At 39.3% G+C, this 18,409-nt stretch carries 11 protein-coding genes; 8 read left to right on the top strand and 3 right to left on the bottom strand.

What is annotated here, in order from left to right; all coding sequences use genetic code 11:
• Nucleotides 1-529 precede the first annotated feature (529 nt).
• Entirely contained in the window at nt 530-3,307 is a 2,778-nt protein-coding gene (locus ACKWBX_RS08325; RefSeq protein WP_413968210.1) for an NPCBM/NEW2 domain-containing protein, read from the bottom strand.
• Between the two features lie 640 nt (nt 3,308-3,947).
• Between ACKWBX_RS08325 and ACKWBX_RS08330 the strand changes: the two genes are divergently transcribed.
• From ACKWBX_RS08330 to ACKWBX_RS08340, 3 genes are read left to right on the top strand one after another with little or no spacing between them, the layout of a single operon-like run.
• A complete protein-coding gene (locus tag ACKWBX_RS08330; RefSeq protein ID WP_413968211.1) occupies nt 3,948-4,835 on the top strand; it encodes an SMP-30/gluconolactonase/LRE family protein in 888 nt (295 codons plus the stop codon).
• Nucleotides 4,836-4,894: 59 nt separating this feature from the next.
• Nucleotides 4,895-6,406 carry a TolB family protein gene (locus ACKWBX_RS08335; protein ID WP_413968212.1) on the top strand — a complete coding sequence of 504 codons (1,512 nt, stop codon included), beginning with the start codon at nt 4,895-4,897 and terminating at the stop codon, nt 6,404-6,406.
• 54 nt (nt 6,407-6,460) lie between these two features.
• Entirely contained in the window at nt 6,461-7,432 is a 972-nt protein-coding gene (locus ACKWBX_RS08340; RefSeq protein WP_413968213.1) for an aldo/keto reductase, read from the top strand.
• A 146-nt stretch (nt 7,433-7,578) separates the two neighbouring features.
• Here the strand turns inward: ACKWBX_RS08340 and ACKWBX_RS08345 are convergent, their stop codons facing one another.
• Entirely contained in the window at nt 7,579-8,442 is an 864-nt protein-coding gene (locus ACKWBX_RS08345) for a DUF2911 domain-containing protein (RefSeq protein ID WP_413968214.1), read from the bottom strand.
• A gap of 223 nt (nt 8,443-8,665) precedes the next feature.
• The gene (locus ACKWBX_RS08350; RefSeq protein ID WP_413968215.1) at nt 8,666-10,552 is read right to left on the bottom strand and encodes a right-handed parallel beta-helix repeat-containing protein; all 1,887 of its coding nucleotides are present in this window, start codon (nt 10,550-10,552) and stop codon (nt 8,666-8,668) included.
• Between the two features lie 767 nt (nt 10,553-11,319).
• On the opposite strand from ACKWBX_RS08350, the gene ACKWBX_RS08355 reads away from it, so the two are divergent.
• From ACKWBX_RS08355 to ACKWBX_RS08375, 5 genes are all read left to right on the top strand, one after another.
• Nucleotides 11,320-12,387 (top strand): alpha-L-fucosidase, encoded by a 1,068-nt coding sequence (locus tag ACKWBX_RS08355; protein ID WP_413968216.1) that lies wholly within the window; start codon nt 11,320-11,322, stop codon nt 12,385-12,387.
• 149 nt (nt 12,388-12,536) lie between these two features.
• Entirely contained in the window at nt 12,537-14,228 is a 1,692-nt protein-coding gene (locus ACKWBX_RS08360) for an endo-1,4-beta-xylanase (protein ID WP_413968217.1), read from the top strand.
• Nucleotides 14,229-14,248: 20 nt separating this feature from the next.
• Nucleotides 14,249-15,694 carry a sulfatase gene (locus ACKWBX_RS08365; RefSeq protein WP_413968218.1) on the top strand — a complete coding sequence of 482 codons (1,446 nt, stop codon included), beginning with the start codon at nt 14,249-14,251 and terminating at the stop codon, nt 15,692-15,694.
• A 105-nt stretch (nt 15,695-15,799) separates the two neighbouring features.
• On the top strand, nt 15,800-17,287 hold the full coding sequence (locus ACKWBX_RS08370) for an alpha-L-fucosidase (protein ID WP_413968219.1): 1,488 nt from the start codon (nt 15,800-15,802) through the stop codon (nt 17,285-17,287).
• Nucleotides 17,288-17,298: 11 nt separating this feature from the next.
• Nucleotides 17,299-18,372, top strand: coding sequence for a cellulase family glycosylhydrolase (locus ACKWBX_RS08375; protein WP_413968220.1), 1,074 nt, complete (start codon nt 17,299-17,301; stop codon nt 18,370-18,372).
• The last annotated feature ends 37 nt before the right edge of the window (nt 18,373-18,409 follow it).

Here is an 18,409-nt window from a genome sequence, read left to right on the forward strand (position 1 = left end):
GGGATAATCTTAATAGCTGGAACAAAAACCTAATAGGCACTTATAATGGTTTTCGATTTTCTGCACCAGTGGTAAGGCGTATAGATTATGTCTTTATTTCAAAGAATACTTTTAAACTACTCAAATATGGAGTCTTGAGCGATTCCATAGATTGTAAATATCCATCAAATCATCTTCCGGTGTTTGTACGTTTAGGTTTTGCGGATTTTTAATCAGTATACTTCATCAAACTCTGTGTATAAAGAATTTTAATATTCAGGTTCTCGGAAAACCCAAGCTGACCTACTTTGCATACGAGGGGGTAAAAAGGAACTCACCAAGTTTTTGGCAGGGGACGAAACGGTAACCTTTATCCTTACGGATTCTTCAATGAAAAGCAGCGTAAAGTCGCACGAAAATTCTTGTATCAGATTAAGGGGTTGTACCTGCAAAAGTAATCATATGATTTTCTTTTGAGGGACGGTATGTTGATTTGTACATGCTGTTGATCAATTCTTTCATTGATTGTGCTCGGATAGGATAAAGTTAGCTAATAGATTACCTTTATTTCAATCGGTTTGTCCTCAAAGATTCTATCTAAAGTTAGGCATCCGTTCTTATAATCAATTGGAAGAGTCCTTTTGCCGTGCATGATTTTTTTAGGTATGTCCATATAAATTTTGAAACGGAAAATCCGACTTTTTGGAATTCCTTTATAGCTGCCGCCTTTTTTTTCGATATTTAAGGTAAGCTCTTTTTTAGTTTCATAATAGCTGATGTTGGTCAAAGCGTACCGACCTTCTTGAAATCCATAATCCGTACCGTTGTCTTCGTATAGGGCGAAGCTATTTTTTTTATGGGGATATATATGAATTTCAAGACTGTCCATTGTGGCCTCACTTAACTTCCGTGCTTTTGGCATCATCGGAATTATGGCACCGGAGCGAATGAACAAAGGCATTTCATCAAGGGAAGAGGTAGTGTTTATGGTAGAGCCTCCCTGATGTTCTGCCTTCGTTTTCATATCTATCCAATCATCCCCTTTGGGAAAATAAACCTTTCGGCTTGCTTCCGCTTTATGGTGATCGGTAATGGGCGCAACCAGAATTTCCTTACCGAAAAGATATTGATCGTCAATTTCGTAGGTTTTCTCATCCTTTTCATAAATAAGGGGTAGGGGCCGTATTAACGGAAGGATATCACTTTTTATATTTCCGGCATAAGAATAGATATATGGAATGAGCTTGTAATGCAGATTGTTCATATTCTTATAGATGGTGAAGGTTTCATCAGGTCGTTTCCAAGGTAATTCACCTCCTGCCCATTCATTATGGATTGGAGTAGGTCCCATCTGTACCAATTGTACGGCCCGTACATATTTTGGTTGTTCTTTATTATAAAATCCTTGAATTTCAGAGGAATAGTTGATGCCGAACCAGCCCGAATTGATCATTGCCCTGGTCGCCCCTTCGAGATTGCCATAGTCTGCATAATTGATAAAAGGGTACCGTTGAATACCGGTATAACCGGATGCCAAAAGGTTGAGCGGCCTTTTTTCGTATTTCGAGATATAACGATTCGTCATGTGTTTCAGCCAAAGTAGCCAATAGGCATTGTGCATTTCTTTACCCGTGGCCCCCGTGGCCCATTTGTCATAGTATTGAATGCGCTGTACATGGGAATCTTCTTTGAAACCGGTCACTCCCAAAGAAAAGTGTTCCTCATCAAAGAAATCAAAGAGCAGGTCCATGGCCTTTTCCGAACTAACGTCGGGATAGTGGTTCAGGTTGAGGTAAGGCTTCATGATGTTATGTATTTCCTTATCCTTTTCATTGACATCGGTATGTATCCATAAGTCTACGGGATGTCCTTTCCGCATCATATTTTCTACCCAAGTTTTAGGATCGGGAAATTGTTTGTTCCACCAATTGAACCCTGCAAAATCAGTAGACCAGCCAGGCTCGGTTCCGATAGATTCAAAAGGAACACCACGCTTTTTGAATTCCTCTACATAAGTATTGTACTGTTCCGCGTTCCATGTATTATCTCCATAATTGCCTCCGGCACCATAACCACGAAAAGAGAGCCCGTAAGCGTGTTTTGGCAAAATTGCCGGATAGCCTGTTGTCTCAAAGTAGGTTTTTACCTGATCTTTAAGGGTACCGGTAAAGAGTAGATAATCTAAATTTCCATTTGTTGTGGCGAGCTCAAGTATTTGTTCTTTTTTCTTCCCAAAGTCAAAGGAGGTCTCATAGGCCGTTAATAAAGAGATGCCAAAGCCGCCCGTTGAAAAAAATGTGGGTATGGTGACCTCAACCTCGCCCGTTGTACGTTTTTGATTAACGTAGATAGACCAATTACGTATATTTTTGCCTCGAAGATTAAAATTTTCGTACTGTACACCACCTCCAAAATAGGCATCTTTCTTTCCAGTAGCATCCATAGAAAAATAACTTCGCTTCTGCGTTTCGCCAAGTTCGGTCAAAAAATCAATGGGCTGCTCAACGACTAGGGTTTTTCCATCGGCCTTATACAAAGCCAACCGCAACGGATTATTATATATGCGAAGACTAAGTGAATCTGTGCGTAGAGCATAGTACATTTTATTTTCGGTAAAAGTATAGGTCAGGTCGGGATCTTTGGCATTCATGACCAACTCGTCATTTATTGGATTTGTGTCCAAAGCCTCTTTTCTGACCTGGATCCTGAAAGCGTTAGAACGGTATGGTTCAACGGTAATATGCGCCTGCTTGTTCGCGAATTCATATATACCGTCTTGTTTTGATAGCAATTCAACTTTTCCTACTGGTTGCCAGTCAATGGTTTTATGTATTTTAGTTAGTACTGGATTGGCCCAATTTACCAAGTTCGCATCTTTATCATTGCTTTTGGCCGTAGTATGCAATTCAAGACTGGTAATACCGGAAACATCCAATTGTATAGATTTTGGATTTTCTTTTCCTTTAAGTAAATCACTTTCGTAAGCAATTTCACCATCTAGTTTTATATAGGCAGTGGCCGCGCCTTGTCCATTGGTAACATCATCAATACCTACAAGTACTTCAAACGTTTTATATTTACGGTCAAGGTCATATTTAATGCGTGATGTAGCATGCGTGCCGATACCTTTTTGATAATCGATTCCTAAAAGTTTAATGGGGCCGCCATTGAAATTCTTATTCATCCTGGACTTGAACTTGCCTTGTTCGGAAGCCTCGTTCCATTCATTGGCAAAGGGGATATCGGAAAGATAGATTTCTTGGCTTAGTACAGCGTTGAAGCCGATCAGGAACAATAACGAAAGCCAAGAGAAACGGTTTGGATTCATAAATATCGATTTTTAAAAAAGACTTTAAATTTAGGGAATTTTATATGGTCGGTTCTGGTCCAAAAGTATATTTATACTAAACTTATGAAGTATTAATTTACTGTACAGGTAATCGAAAGCGGTATGAAAAAATTACTGTTCGGAGCCAGTTATGGTTTGACAGGAATTTGAAAAAAGATTTCAAAGCCTTTCCATAGATTCACACTTACCTTTATCGCTTATGTATCGCGAGGAAAATCTATCTATCATTATTTAAAAATGAAAAATAAAGGCAAATATAGAATGAATGTGATACAGATAGTATCCTATTGAAATATTACGGCTTTAAGTAGAATTATATCTATTTAAAAAGATGATGAACTATATTTTTGAATAGCGTATCAATAATTGATTCAAGAAGCTGATTAAACAGTTTTTTTAAATACTTATGATGCAAAAACTTTTTCAAAATATAGCGGCAGTATTGTAGGTGGAACGTAATCCAAAGTCTATTTTTTGTAACATATCATACAGATTTCGTTATAAATTAGTCCCATATATAGTCAATAACAGAAAAGCCAACAAACGTTTGCCGAATTAAGAAAATATTAGCAATCTGTTATTTTGAAAAAAGTATTTTCACGCAAAATTCTAAAACGCTATGTATCACGCATTCATCTCCTTAATCGTTTCTTTGGTCAACTGTATTTTTTTATTCCAATCATCTGATTTTTCTAAAGTGGAAAATGTAAATTTTGGAAAGCTCAAGGACTCGTTAGAAACACCCGTGCTTAAAATGCTATGGCGTACCGATGCGGTTTTCAAAACTCCTGAATCAGCTCTTTTTGATGTTGAACGAAATGTAATCTACGTGAGCAATCTTAATGAAAACCCACGCGAAAAGGATGGTAACGGTTTTATTTCCAAAGTTGGTAAAGACGGCAAAAACATAGAGGTTGAATGGGTTACAGGTTTAAGTTCACCAAAAGGTATGGGGCTTCTAAACAATCTGCTGTTCGTGGCAGATATTGATGAGGTTGTTGTTATTGATGTGGATAAGGGAAAAATCACTGCGCGCTATAATTATCCGGATGCCGCAATGTTAAATGATATTTCTATAGATGCTAATGGCACCGTTTGGATGACCGATATGGATGCAGGAACTATTTGTTTCTTAAATAAAGGTAAAATAGAAAAATGGCATTTAGGTTTGGACAGGCCCAATGGTATTTTTGTAGAAGAAAATCGCATTTTAATTGCTTCTTTTGACGGGAAGTTCACCGCTTACGATCGCTCTTCAAAAAAAGCAACGGTACTTGGTACAGGAATCGGAAAAGGTGACGGAATTGAGAAAACTAAATCAGGAGCATATCTTATTTCTGATTGGGACGGTGAAATTTTTTGGGGAGATGAAGGTATGGTCACATCTATTTTATCCACTGAAAAAGAAAATGTACAATCTGCGGATATAGGCCTGATAGCCGATGAAAATATTCTACTCGTACCCACTTTTTTAGACAACCGTTTAGTAGCGTACACTATTAATTAAAATGCCTTGATTTAATCAAATCATTTTGCCTAATTTAATTTACTACAAAAAGCTATACCATGAAACTTACAATTACCATTCTCTGTTTTTGCCTTTTTGCTTTATCTCATGCTCAAGAAAATCCGCTAGGAGATTTTACCTTTAACAAAGATATTGGAAACCCAAAAATTGCCGGTGAGGCCAGTTATGATGAGGCCACGCAAACTTATACCATTAAAGGTGCGGGCGAAAACATTTGGGGACAACGTGACGAACATCGTTATGTATACAATAAAATTAGTGGTGATTTTGTGGCAACTGCCAATTTTGAATTCGAGGGGTACAATGAAATTCATCGTAAAATAGGATGGATGGCTCGTAGTTCCGATGCAGATAACGCTATGATGGTCGGTGGTTTTCTTCATGGCGACGGGCTGTTTTCCGGTCAATGGCGCGAACGGAAAGGTGCAGAAATGCAATTGGGTCATGATGAAGTTCGTGCGCCAAAACGTTTTTACCAAGTAATACAATTAGAGCGTCGCGGTAATACTTTTATAGTACGTGCGGCACACCCTGGTGAACCCTTGCAGGTGATCAGTGAAAAGGTTCTCGACCAAATGCCTAAAGAAGTATTGCTCGGCCTTGTAATATGTTCACACGACGCCAATACTGTTGAGACTGCCAAGGTCTGGAATGTTCGTATAGACCAGCCGATGCCCATGGATTATAATCCATATCAAGAAGGGTGGATAGGCAGTCGCATGGAAATCATGAACGTTTTTGACGGAAAACGCAAGGTAATACATACGAAAAACGATAGGTTTGAAGCACCAAACTGGATGCCCGACGGCAAAAAATTGCTTTTTAATATGGAGGGCTCGCTATATACAATCCCCATTGTTGGCGGAACACCCGAGAAACTTAACACAGGAGTTGCTGATAAATTAAATAACGATCACTGTATTTCTTTTGATGGAAAGTTGCTGGGCATTAGCCATAACGATGGTGAAGGCTCCAATGTATTTTATTTGCCCTTAGCGGGTGGTGAACCCAAAGCGCTAACTTCTCAAGCACCCTCATACCTTCACGGCTGGGCGCCGAATAATAAAGAAATGGTTTACGTGGCGCAAAGAGGGGAAGGCGAACCTTATGATATTTACAAAAAATCAATTAAAGGTGGTAAAGAAGTCAAACTCACCAATAATAAAAATTTAGACCATGCCGACGGGTGCGAATATTCTCCTGAAGGAAAGTATATCTATTATAACGCCGCCAAAGGAGGAAGTGCTATGCAGCTATGGCGAATGAAACCTGATGGAAGCAAAAAAGAACAACTCACGTTTGATGAGTACCACGACTGGTTTCCTCATATATCTCCTGATGGAAAATGGATCGCCTTCATTTCTTTCGGCCCAGATATTGAGCTAAATTCACACCCTCCCCTAAAGCACGTTATGCTGCGTTTAATGCCGGTTTCTGGTGGGGCACCTAAAGTAATTGCACATTTGTACGGTGGGCAAGGCACCATAAACGTAAATTCATGGTCGCCCGATAGTAAACACATTGCTTTTGTAAGTAATTCTAGCAAATAATAAATACTAAATAAGCCGCGGTTTTGTGGCAATAATAAATATAGATTATAAATTATGTTGACAAGAAAATTTGGAAGAACCAATTGGCAGGTCAGTGAGATTGGTTATGGTATGTGGGGGATGGCTGGTTGGACGGAATCAGACGATTTACAATCTGCCAAAAGTTTAGATCTAGCCGTTGAAAATGGCGTAACTTTTTTCGATACGGCCTGGGGCTATGGTGAGGGTCATAGTGAAGAGCTGTTAGGGGAACTGGTTCGCAGACACCCTTCTAAAAAATTATATACGGCGAGTAAAATTCCGCCCAAAAACTTTCAATGGCCCGCCAGACCAGAATACGCGTTTGAAGATTCATATCCGGTATCACACATTATCGAATATACCGAAAAAACGCTGGCCAACTTAAAAATGGAACAAATTGATTTGATGCAATTTCATACATGGGACGACAATTGGAGCAATCGTGAAGAATGGCAACGTGCTATTGAAGACCTGAAAACATCTGGTAAAATTGCTGCCATGGGCATTAGTATGAATCGATGGGAACCTGAGAACGGGATAAAAGCATTAAAAACAGGAAAAATCGATACCGTACAGGTGATTTACAATATTTTTGACCAAGCACCTAAAGATATACTTTTTCCATTATGTGAGGAGTTGAACATTGGCGTAATTGCCAGAGTGCCCTTTGACGAGGGTACTTTAACGGGCAATATTACAAAAGAAACAACCTTCCCCGAAGGAGATTGGCGCGCCTCTTACTTTGTGCCTGAAAACCTGAATTCAAGCGTTGAACATGCCGATGCCTTACGCCCTCTCGTGCCTGAAAATATGACCATGGCCGAAATGGCACTTCGCTTTATTCTTGAAAATGATAGTGTTGATACCGTTATTCCTGGTATGAGAAAACAACGTAATGTCTTGGCAAATACGGCTACCAGTGATGGTAAAGGATTACCGGCCTCGTTACTTCAGGAGTTACAAAAACACCGATGGGACCGTCAACCAACGGCTTGGTCTCAATAACTTATGGTATGATCAAATGATAATTTGATTATAGATTGGAAAGTACAAAAAGTGCCTTTTGAACAATTTTCTCGAAAGGCACTTTTTGTTTTGATATTATAATTTCAAAATCAAAATATAGAGACTATTGGCCTTTCTCCCTTTCTTTATCGTAATTGTTCCTTAATTAAATGTAAGAGCAATTCATTTTTTGCAATGTAGCCGTAATCCGTAGAAGGGCTTGCTTTTGCAGCTTTGAGTGATTTTTCAGCATTGGTTTTGGCAACCTTGTAATTCTTTTGACGAAAGGCCAACTCAGCTCGGTAATAGGTAAACCAAAAAGCCTCTGGTCTAAGCTCCATTGCTTTTTCAAACCATTGAGCCGCCTGAACTAAGTCTTTTTCTTTAAGATAGTAAAATTGCGCAGCATCAAAATAGGTTTGGGCTTCTACAGGGTCACTGGTATTTATAATCTTATCTGAAATTTCCTTGAAGATAATCGCATCAGAATCTACGAACAGCGGCATTATAATTTTAGTATTCTCCCATGCAATGTACATATCGCCCCCGTTGGTAGTAAAGTTTTCAAAACCGATCGCAAGGGTTTCAAGCGTATCTTTAAGTGGTGTAACGCTGACTTTGAAACGAAGCAGGTCATTGTTAGGTTCGTAACCTCCCGAACCCCAAAATTCACTGTTTTTATGTATAATAATAGTCCACTCTTTTTCATCGGGAATAGAATATAAGCCATAAGTACCGGCCGGAATTTTATTATCCATTAAGGTTACATCACGGTCAAAAGTTAATTTTGTTGATGCATTGGCACCGGTTCGCCACACTTTGCCATAGGGAATCAGGCCGCCAAAAATTTGACGTCCTTGTTTGTTCGGTTGTCCATATTCGATGACCACTTCACATAGACCAACCGTTTCGTTGACCGTTTTTTTAGGACTTAGGCTTGGCTTGTTGATTTGGGCACTTATAACGGTTGTAATGATAAGACTGAACAGTAAAAGAATCCTTTGTATCATACTTAATTTTTTTTTGACAAATATAGTTTTTCTGTCCAGAGCTTTCCTATTTAGTTTTATTGATTTCTTGGGTATATCAGCAACGTAAATCAAAAGTCTCTACGTATCCAAATTATCGCTATACATATCGTTTTTACTCCATCGACATAATTTAGAGGTTGGCCAAAGTAGTTTTGGAGGGCCAATAAGAATAGAAATATGTTCGCGATCAAGAGTGGTGTCGTCATTTTTTCCAAACTACGAGCGTACCGTTCTCATCGATTGCTGGATCTGCAAACGGTCCTGCGCTTACATTTGGTGTTACTCGCTTTGTGCCGAAAAAATCCTCATTAAATTGTATTGTACTTCCATCAGTATGTTCAAAATTACATTTTGATAATTTGGTTTTACTGAAATTATCAGTGGTATATAATTTCGTTTTCTTCTCTGCGGGATATTGAAAATTAATGAATCGTAATTTCACTTCGCCATCGGTCTCAATTATTTTGAAATCCGTTTTTAATTCCGATAATTCGTTGCCGTTTTTTTCTGATTTTGGAGTCTTTATTCCGTTCAAGTAAGTATTACCATCAAAATGGCTCTTGTATTTGGTCGAATCATATTTGATGATGGCCTCAGGTCTGTTCCGCCATGCAAAAACATTATTATAAAATTGATCATCTCCTCCGAGTATGACAGATAAACCCGCCATTTCTGTGCTATGGGGTAAAAAATAGGGCGTAAATCGCTTTAATTCGGGCGTGGTTAAAATGTGGCCAAGAAAAAGATTATGCACATACGCGCCACCTTGCGACCAGTTGTGGAGTGCATTTTTAGATAGTAAAATGTTGTTATCTACTAAAAACGGGCCGTGATTTACCTCCACAAACAAGTCTTTATCATAATTACGGTACATTAAATTTTCGGTGACCCGCGCGCCTTGGGTCATCCAATCCAACCATATACCGCGAACGGCGTCATGTATTCTGTTTCCTTTTATTACGACATCTACGGGTGCGTGGAATTTGATACCAGCAATTTCCCAGCCTTCAAACTGATTTTTAACGTTGATGTTGTATATGTGATTGTCTTCAATACGGCTATAAATAGCTCCCATACTACCTGCTATACCCGCTTGCTCGCAATTGTAGATTTTATTTTTTCGAACTATATGCGAACCAATATTTTCTTTGTTCCACTTGTTGCGCATCACATTGAAAATAACTTCTATGTAATGAATGTTACCGTCTCTATTGATGTTTCCTTCATCTTTCGTCCATACGTTGTGGCCAGTACCGCGTTCTTTGCCCAGAGTAATGCCCACGCACCTCGAATCAGAAATAATGTTGTCTTCAATAACCCAACCTTTGTTCCAATGTGTAGCGATCATACCGATTTGTTCAGCGGTAGGTGCGGCCCACTGCGTAGCGGCTTGGCTAAAGTGAAAACCTTTGATGGTTATATAATCGATACCTTGTTTTGAGGGGTAAAAACAAGTTTTTCTAGTAGAAATTTCAACGTGTTTTTTGTTTGGGTCAACTCTTTGAAAATTGGCCCAAATCGTGGTAGTTTTATCAGAAACCTCTGTATACCAAGTGTATTTCTGCTGTTCTCTGTTTTTTGCGCCTTCATCAATTATTGGGTTATGCACTTTTGCAAGTGAGTCTACCTCAAATAAAGACCGCCCCTCTAAAAACACATCGCCCGTGTGGTGAATTCTTCCTTTATCCATGAACCAATCACCTTCAATTACCTCTAAAAACGGATTATAATCTTTAAAAAAAGAATTAGGAAGAACCACGTTCCAAACACCGCCTCTCAATTTTTTCCAGTCCGTAATTATTTCAGAACCCTTAATTTCTACTTTTTCATTGGGAGCTGCGCGGTAAAGAATTCTTTTTGTGTCGCTATCGCCACCTCTCGGTGGATTTATCCATTCACGATAAACACCTTTGTGTACGGTAATGGTGTCACCAGCGTAAGCCTTTTGCGCTGCTGCCATAATGGTTTTAAATGGCCGCGAGCGCGATCCGTCATTAGTATCGTTACCGGATTTTGATACATGGTATTCATTGGCCAAAACCACGGTTTGCATTAAGGAAAACCATAGTACTGTGAGCAATTTTCTCATCATTTATTAATTTTTAGTTGATTTCGATATTAAGGGTATCTATACTTCGGGGGCAATGTTCAAGAAGTGAAAATAACAATAATTCATTATATGCTGACTTTACGGATTACAACTAGATCTATATCCTTTTGTATTTTTTGGCAATGGATTGTCCTTGCGATGGAAAAAGGTGAACGAGGATATGATTCACAAAGCATCCTATTTTATTTTTTGCAAAATTTAATATCCAAGTATGGGAACAACCTGTCCATTAGAATCCCTTCGGATGCCAAACGGATCATTTATTAAAAAAACAACTAACACCATTTTGAAAATGACATCGTATTATTTCATCTAAAAAGTTTTTACGATACCGTTATCCAAGATGCTTTTAAAATCTTCTAGTTCAAGAATAAGTAAGTATATATTAAATCGATAATTTTTGAAAATTAGAGTAGAAGAAAAAAATAGTCCAACTAAAATGATGCTTTCATGGGCCGGAAAGTCAATTCCATTTTTTAATACTTAAAAAACAAAATGGATTTTCAAATAAACTTGGATTTATTATGTGCGTTTGATTCATAGTAGCCTGGCCATCATCTTTTTTCCATCATAATGGGAAGGTCCAAACAAAAAATACTATACTTACAAAACTGGTTCTTTTCAGAAAAAATATTATAAAGCGCAGAGATTGGCGAATGGTGTACCCTCCCAGTACAAAGATATCTTCGATAATTTCTATGGCCTATCTTTAACTTTCGTTAGAAATTGAAGCAATCCTCGAAAAGATGAAAAAAACACTATTAGTTTTACTGGCAATAATAGAGTTATCCTGTGGTAATAAAAAAAGCAAAGGAGTCGCTGAACCTTTCCAAGATGTCGTAAAAAATACTACCTCCGTAAGGTCATTGGAAGAGCTTCGTGCAGAATTCTTAAAGCTCCGCTTTGGAATGTTCATTCATTTCAACATGGGTACCTATTATGAAATAGAATGGGTAGAGCCGGGGAAAGACCCTATGACTTTTAACCCTACTAAACTGGATTTGGCACAGTGGGCAGATGCTGCGGTATCCGCAAAAATGAAATATGCTGTCCTGACCACCAAACATCATGACGGATTCTGCCTTTGGGACACTGAGACTACCGATTATGATGTATCATCAACCCCGTTGAAAGGTCGGGATATTGTCCGGGAGTATGTAAACGAATTTCGTAAAAAGGGGATAGAGCCTCATTTCTATTACTCTATTTGGGATAGAACATTAGGTATTGAAGATACCATCACACCACAGGACAAAGTATTGATTAAAAAACAGCTGAAAGAACTTCTGACCAATTATGGGGATATACCTACTTTGACCATCGACGGTTGGGGAAACTGCGGTACGATATGGAATCGTGCCGATTATGATGAAATAGTAGGTTATATAAAATCTCTTCAACCAGAAATATTGGTGACGGACCATTACCAGGTACAACGAGCCTTTGCAAGGGAAAGAGGTGGTAAAAGTTTTCAGATAGATCCGGACGGACGGGAGTTCATCACTTTGGAAGAGGCTTATGAAATCAATGATTTTCTTCATTTTGAGGAACCCATTGGTAAATATGCTTGGGCACCAGAGCACAATGCTTTTGCCTCACATCAAGGTCCTACTATAAATAGCAAATGGTTCTGGAAAAAGAGTTTTCCAACAGAGGAACCTATGTCTGTAGATGAAATTGTAAACGGACATCTTAAAGTACTCGAGGACAGAAATTGTAATTTGTTGCTCAATGTCGCCCCAAACCCATATGGCCTAATTGATGGTAATGTAGTACAACGATTGAAAGAAGTTGGAGAAGCATGGAATCCTTAATCTTATTTTTGAACATACGTTGCGCACTTATGCTCATTTGTTTAAAAGAATGCTTCAAATCTACTATGATTTGACCCTTTGTTTCAAGAGTTTGTTTTGTATTGAATGTATTTTTAAACGTCAAAACGGCTAATTTTAAACAATACACTATGAAAACCAAAGTAATTCTTTTTTTTACCTTAATATGTATTTCAGTCTCGGCTCAAGAAATACAGCAATCCGAATCCGAAGGGCTTTCCGGCCTAAAGGATTATGTGCATACCACCAAGTTGGGAATAATGACCAAATGGCGAAAAGATTTTGGGCCGAACGCCGAAGATGTCGATACAAGGATTACGAACGATATTATCGAAAACGAGTTCAATTCTGGAACGGTAACCACCTATCCCAGTAGCAATTGGGATGGCGAAAGGGAGTATGACCTTAGTAGGATAAATGAATTGGTTAATTACTACTACAGTAGGAATAAGCCCATTATGACACATTTACTCTTCGCACCGAACCAATATTTCCCAAAGTGGTTTCCTAAAAAAGATTATTCCAAAAAACAACTGAGGGCACTTATGGATCATTGGTTAAAAACGATTGCCGAAGCTAACGATAATGGGAAAAAAGTGGCTACTTGGAACGTTTTGAACGAAGTTTTTGAGCACCATGGCAACGGTTACAAGGGGATAAAGCACCCTAAAGGACAGCCTGGTTCTGAAAATGAATGGATCAAATTGGGATATGAGCCCGATAATTCTGGTTTGACAGGCGATGCAAAAATCAATAAGGAACACCCACTTTTTATTAGGGAAATATTTGAGACGGCAGACAAATATTTTGAAGGTAAACTAGAATTGCGCGATTGGAACATTGAATTCATGGAGCAGGCCAAACGCCATGGTATGTATCAGTTGGCAGCACATATGGTAAACTCTGACATCCCGTTGGATGCCATAGGATTTCAAACCCACATTAGTACAGCTGCGGACTATGAATGGGATAGTTTCGTACAGAACGTAAAGTCGTTTCGTGCCCTTGGCCTGGAAACATGGATCGTGGAAATCGATTTTGGTGACAAAGACCGATTTTACAACGAGGAGGAAGCTTTACGCCAAAAACTGATCAATTACAATCTGGTACGCGCCGCTCTGGAATCCGGTATGGAATGGATCCAATACTGGGGACTAACAGATGGCGGTACGTGGCGCGATTATCAGCATGCTCTAATGTATGACGATGCGTTTACCAGAAAACCCGCCTATTATGGTGCCGAAGAGGCCTTGAAAGCTTCCGAACGCCTAAAAGTAAAGGCCAAAGGAAACTGTGGAGGTGAGAAGTTGTATATGAATATCGATGGAAAACGAATGGCCTCATGGGTACTTTCACCCGAATGGTCCGATTATGCCTATCCTTGGTTCACGAAAGATGCAGAAATATCCTTCGAGATAGATACTTCGGAAACCGCTGCATGCAAGAAGGATCAGGAAAAGGGCGCATCTGTAGCAAAACTATGGAGCTATGGTACAGAATATGAAGTAATAAATATGAAATCCGTAAAGGTAAAAGCACCGAGCAGTTTGCCCAAACCCCTTAAAGAATTGGATATACGAACACAGGCAAGAACCTATATAATTAACCGTACTAAAGATGACATCGAAGCTGTAGAACGATTTAATATTTATAATGCGCCTACCATTGACGGATTCTTTCAACGCATTAATCTGCGTCCACATACGGGACCGGAATTCTCCATTTCAATGAAACAAGTTGCTCCCGGTTCTGTCATCGCCATCACTCGCATCAACGATAACGGAGAAGAATCGGCGAGGACTTTCCTGACCGTGCCCAATTGATAATCTAAAACAAGAAATGCATGAGACATTATATTGGTTTTTTAGTATTTGCTTTACTATCCTTGGGTTGTAATGAAAAGCAGAAAGAAAAGGGGAAAATTGCTAAAAAACCGAATATCCTGTTTATTTCAATTGATGATTTGAGGCCAGAACTCAATGTTTATGGGCAATCACAAATAGTGTCGCCCAATATTGATGCACTGGGTGCCGATGCTACGGTCTTTAATAAATCGTTCTGTACAGTTCCTGTTTGTGGGGCTTCGCGCGCCAGTATCATGACGGGTATTCACCCAACGCCTAGCCGTTTCGTAGATTATGGCTCCCGAATAGATGAAGAGGCGACGGGTGTTATTTCCCTAGTGGAACACTTTAAGAACAATGGTTATTTCACGACATCGGTAGGTAAAATTCTGCACCATCCCAATGATGGTCTAAAAGGATGGTCCGAGCAGCCGTTTCGCCCTGATTACCCAAATACTTTGAATCAACAAGAACTTTGGCGCGATTACCAATCTGAAGAAAATAAAGAGAACTATAACACTTCCATGCTTCCACTCGGTGCCCCTGGGCCGGCATGGGAAGCTGCCGATGTTTCTGACAATACTTATTTTGATGGAAAAACGGCCGATGCCGCAGTGGCAAAGTTGGATGCGCTTGTCAAGGCTAAGGAACCGTTCTTTTTTGGAGTAGGTTTCATTCGCCCGCATTTGCCTTTTAATGCGCCCAAAAAATATTGGGATCTATATAACCCCAAAGAAATAGAACTTGCCGAGAATACTTCGTTTCCTAAAGATGTTCCCTTGGATGCTTGGCATAATTCAGGGGAATTACGTTCGTATAATAATATCCCGAACGACACTTTGCCAATATTTGACGAGCAGGCGTTGAAATTACGTCATGGCTATTATGCAAGTGTAAGTTATATTGATGCGCAGGTAGGGAAAGTAATTGATAAACTCAAAGCGTTGGGACTGTACGAAGAGACCATAATAGTGCTATGGGGCGACCACGGTTGGAGCTTCGGAGAACATGGACTTTGGTGCAAACATTCCTGTTTTACTAATGCGCTACGTGCACCTTTAATTATGAAATCTATTGAAAATAAGCACGGTAAAACTGATGCATTGGTAAGTTTTGTGGATGTGTACCCTACACTTTGTGAATTGGCCGATCTGGAAAAACCGTCCCATTTGGTGGGCAAAAGTTTCGCATCCATATTGAAAAATCCTGAAGAAAAAGGGAATGAATATATTTATGCACGTTGGCAGAATGGCGAGACCATAAAATCCGACCGTTATACACTGACCCAATACTTTGATAAGAACGGAAAACCAAAATCACAAATGCTATATGACAACTTTACCGATCCGGCAGAAGACAACAATATTGCAGAGACAATAGCAGCTGAAGAAGCACTCCAAACTTTAGCAAAAGCGCTGCAATTGCACTTGGAAAATAGAAAATAGACATTTGTGCTGTACATAAAACCCTTATGCAACATTTGTATCACAGAATGCACTATACTTGGCATGGTAAACTTATAACTACCGTTAATTTTATAAAATATAAAAATGAGAACATCACTAATGAACTGTAAACACTTAAAAAAGGTATTCTTTATTCTCTTTATCGCTTTATTTGCGAAGCAGGGTACTGCGCTGGCACAAGATGCTAACAAGGATTTTAAACAAATTGATGCGCGTCCGATCCCGAAGTGGTGGACAGATGCCAAATTCGGAATCTTCATTCACTGGGGTCCTTATTCGGTACCTGCATTTTCCAAAGTGGGTGAATATTCGGAGTGGTACTGGCGCGATTTACGCGATACCTCCAGAGTGAGCCATAAAGAATTAAAAGCATTTCACGATAAAAATTATGGTGAAGGATATACATACCCTGATTTTGTAACCGATTTCAAGGCAGAAATGTTCGATGCCGATCAATGGGCTTCCATTATGGAAGCTTCTGGAGCCAAATATGTGGTTTTGACCTCAAAACACCATGATGGCTATACGCTTTGGCCGAGCAAAGAGGCAGAAATGTCATGGGGAAGGCCTTGGAGCAGTACCAATACAGGTCCAATGCGTGATTTGGTAGGTGAACTGACCAATGCTGTCAACAAAACCAGTATGAAAATGGGACTTTATTATTCTTTATACGAATGGTATAATCCGTTATATACTTCGGATGTTGATTTGTTCGTAGAAAAACATATGTTTCCACAATTTAAGGATGTAGTAACCAATTACAAACCGGAAGTTATTTTCTCGGATGGGGAATGGGAACATCCCTATACTACTTGGAAATCCGATAAATTATTAACGTGGCTTTACAATGAATCCCCGGTAAAAGAAACCGTAGTCATTAATGACCGTTGGGGTAAAGATACCCGTCACCACCACGGTGGATATTATACCACTGAATATGGCTCTGGCTTAAATACCGATAAAGCTTGGGAAGAAAACAGGGGCATGGCACATTCTTTTGGATATAGTCGTACTGAAAACCTATCGGATTATAATTCTTCCCAACAATTGACGTATATGTTGATAGATATTGTAAGTAGAGGCGGTAATTTTCTTTTGGATATAGGACCTACGGCAGATGGGCGTATTCCCGTAATTATGCAGGAACGCTTAAAAGATGTGGGAGACTGGATGGCAGTCAACGGAGAAGCTATTTATGGCACTACACCGTATAAAACTAGCTGCCAATGGACAGAAGGTACTGTAGCCGATGCAAAAAGGGGTCGTTACAAAGTCAAATATGATATTATGAAACTTACGGTAAATCCTGATAAAGGTTTTGCCACTAAAGAGATTTTCTTTACGCAAAAAGGAAAAAACCTATACGCTACCTGTCCTATTTTTCCGGACAAGGCCTTGATCATTAAAGATCTGAAACTATCCAATGACTCAGAAATAACACTTTTAGGTATGAAGGATAAGTTAGATTGGAAACAAGACGGAAAAAATGTTGAAGTTATCATGCCTATGACCAACCCGTCGAAGATGCCGAGCAAGTTTGCATCTACCTTTAAGATTACTAATATTAAATAAATTTTCAATAAATGCTTCGCTCCAAACACATATTAAATTTTATAGTACTATTTTCTATTTTTACGCTATTCAGTTTTTCGGGATGTTCAAATAATGAAAATTCCACATCAGAACCTGATGCTGTTGAAAATCCGGAGCCAGAGGAAAAGGAAGAGGAAGAAGAAAAGGAAGAGGAGGCTGATGACCCAACATCCGCTGTTGTACAGACGAATGCCAAGACGATGGTAGACAGGAACGGTGAAGTGATTAGAGGTACACCTATCGCTTTAGGTAAGGCCAACTTTGCGGTAAATACTTTTGCGCTTTCACAAAACCCTGCTACTTATGTGACCATAAAAGATTTAGGCCTGAATACGGTACGTATTGCATGGATAGATCCATGGTACAGAAGGGAAGGGTTGGCAGAACAAGCCTATACTGTACAGGAAATACTACCTTTTTTGGATAAGTGTGTTGAAAATGCCACAGCAGCCGGTATCAATATCATCATTAATTATCATGATGTTGGACAATACCAAAAAACACAAGGATTTGGTGATATGGCCGAGTTTTGGGAAGCTGTTGCCCCGCGCTACAAGAATAATAACTTGGTGTATTATGAACTGAACAATGAACAGGTATTCTCTTCTTCTGCTTACCTGTCCGACGAGTTTATGGGCCCGATGAAAACTATTTACGATCAGGTACGTGAAGACGCTCCTTACCGCCACATAATTTTATTTTCCTTTCACTCGCTGGCATTGCCAATGAAAACTATTGTGGATGGGTATGATTGGATCGATTGGGATTACACTACCGTTGGTTTTCATCTCTACGGTAATGGTCAGGGTGGCGATATTTCTGTAGAGGAAGCTAATATGTTCGATTTGGTCGAAAATTATAGGACTGTTTGTACCGAATGGAGCTATCCTGGTGATTTTGGATATATCAAAGAATTTTTTAATAAAACTTTAATGGCAGAAGTGGCTGAGGACAACGATTTTGGATGGGTAGATTGGCGTAGCTGGAACGATGCGACTTTTGATGAATACGAAAATATTTTAGTGCCAGATGCTCAAACAAAAGGCTATTGGTGGTTAAATTAAGATTTGGAAGACTGTTAATTTGAGTTAGTTTTTCTGA

Origin of the sequence: Maribacter algae, assembly GCF_047345745.1 — a bacterium.
GTDB lineage: Bacteria > Bacteroidota > Bacteroidia > Flavobacteriales > Flavobacteriaceae > Maribacter.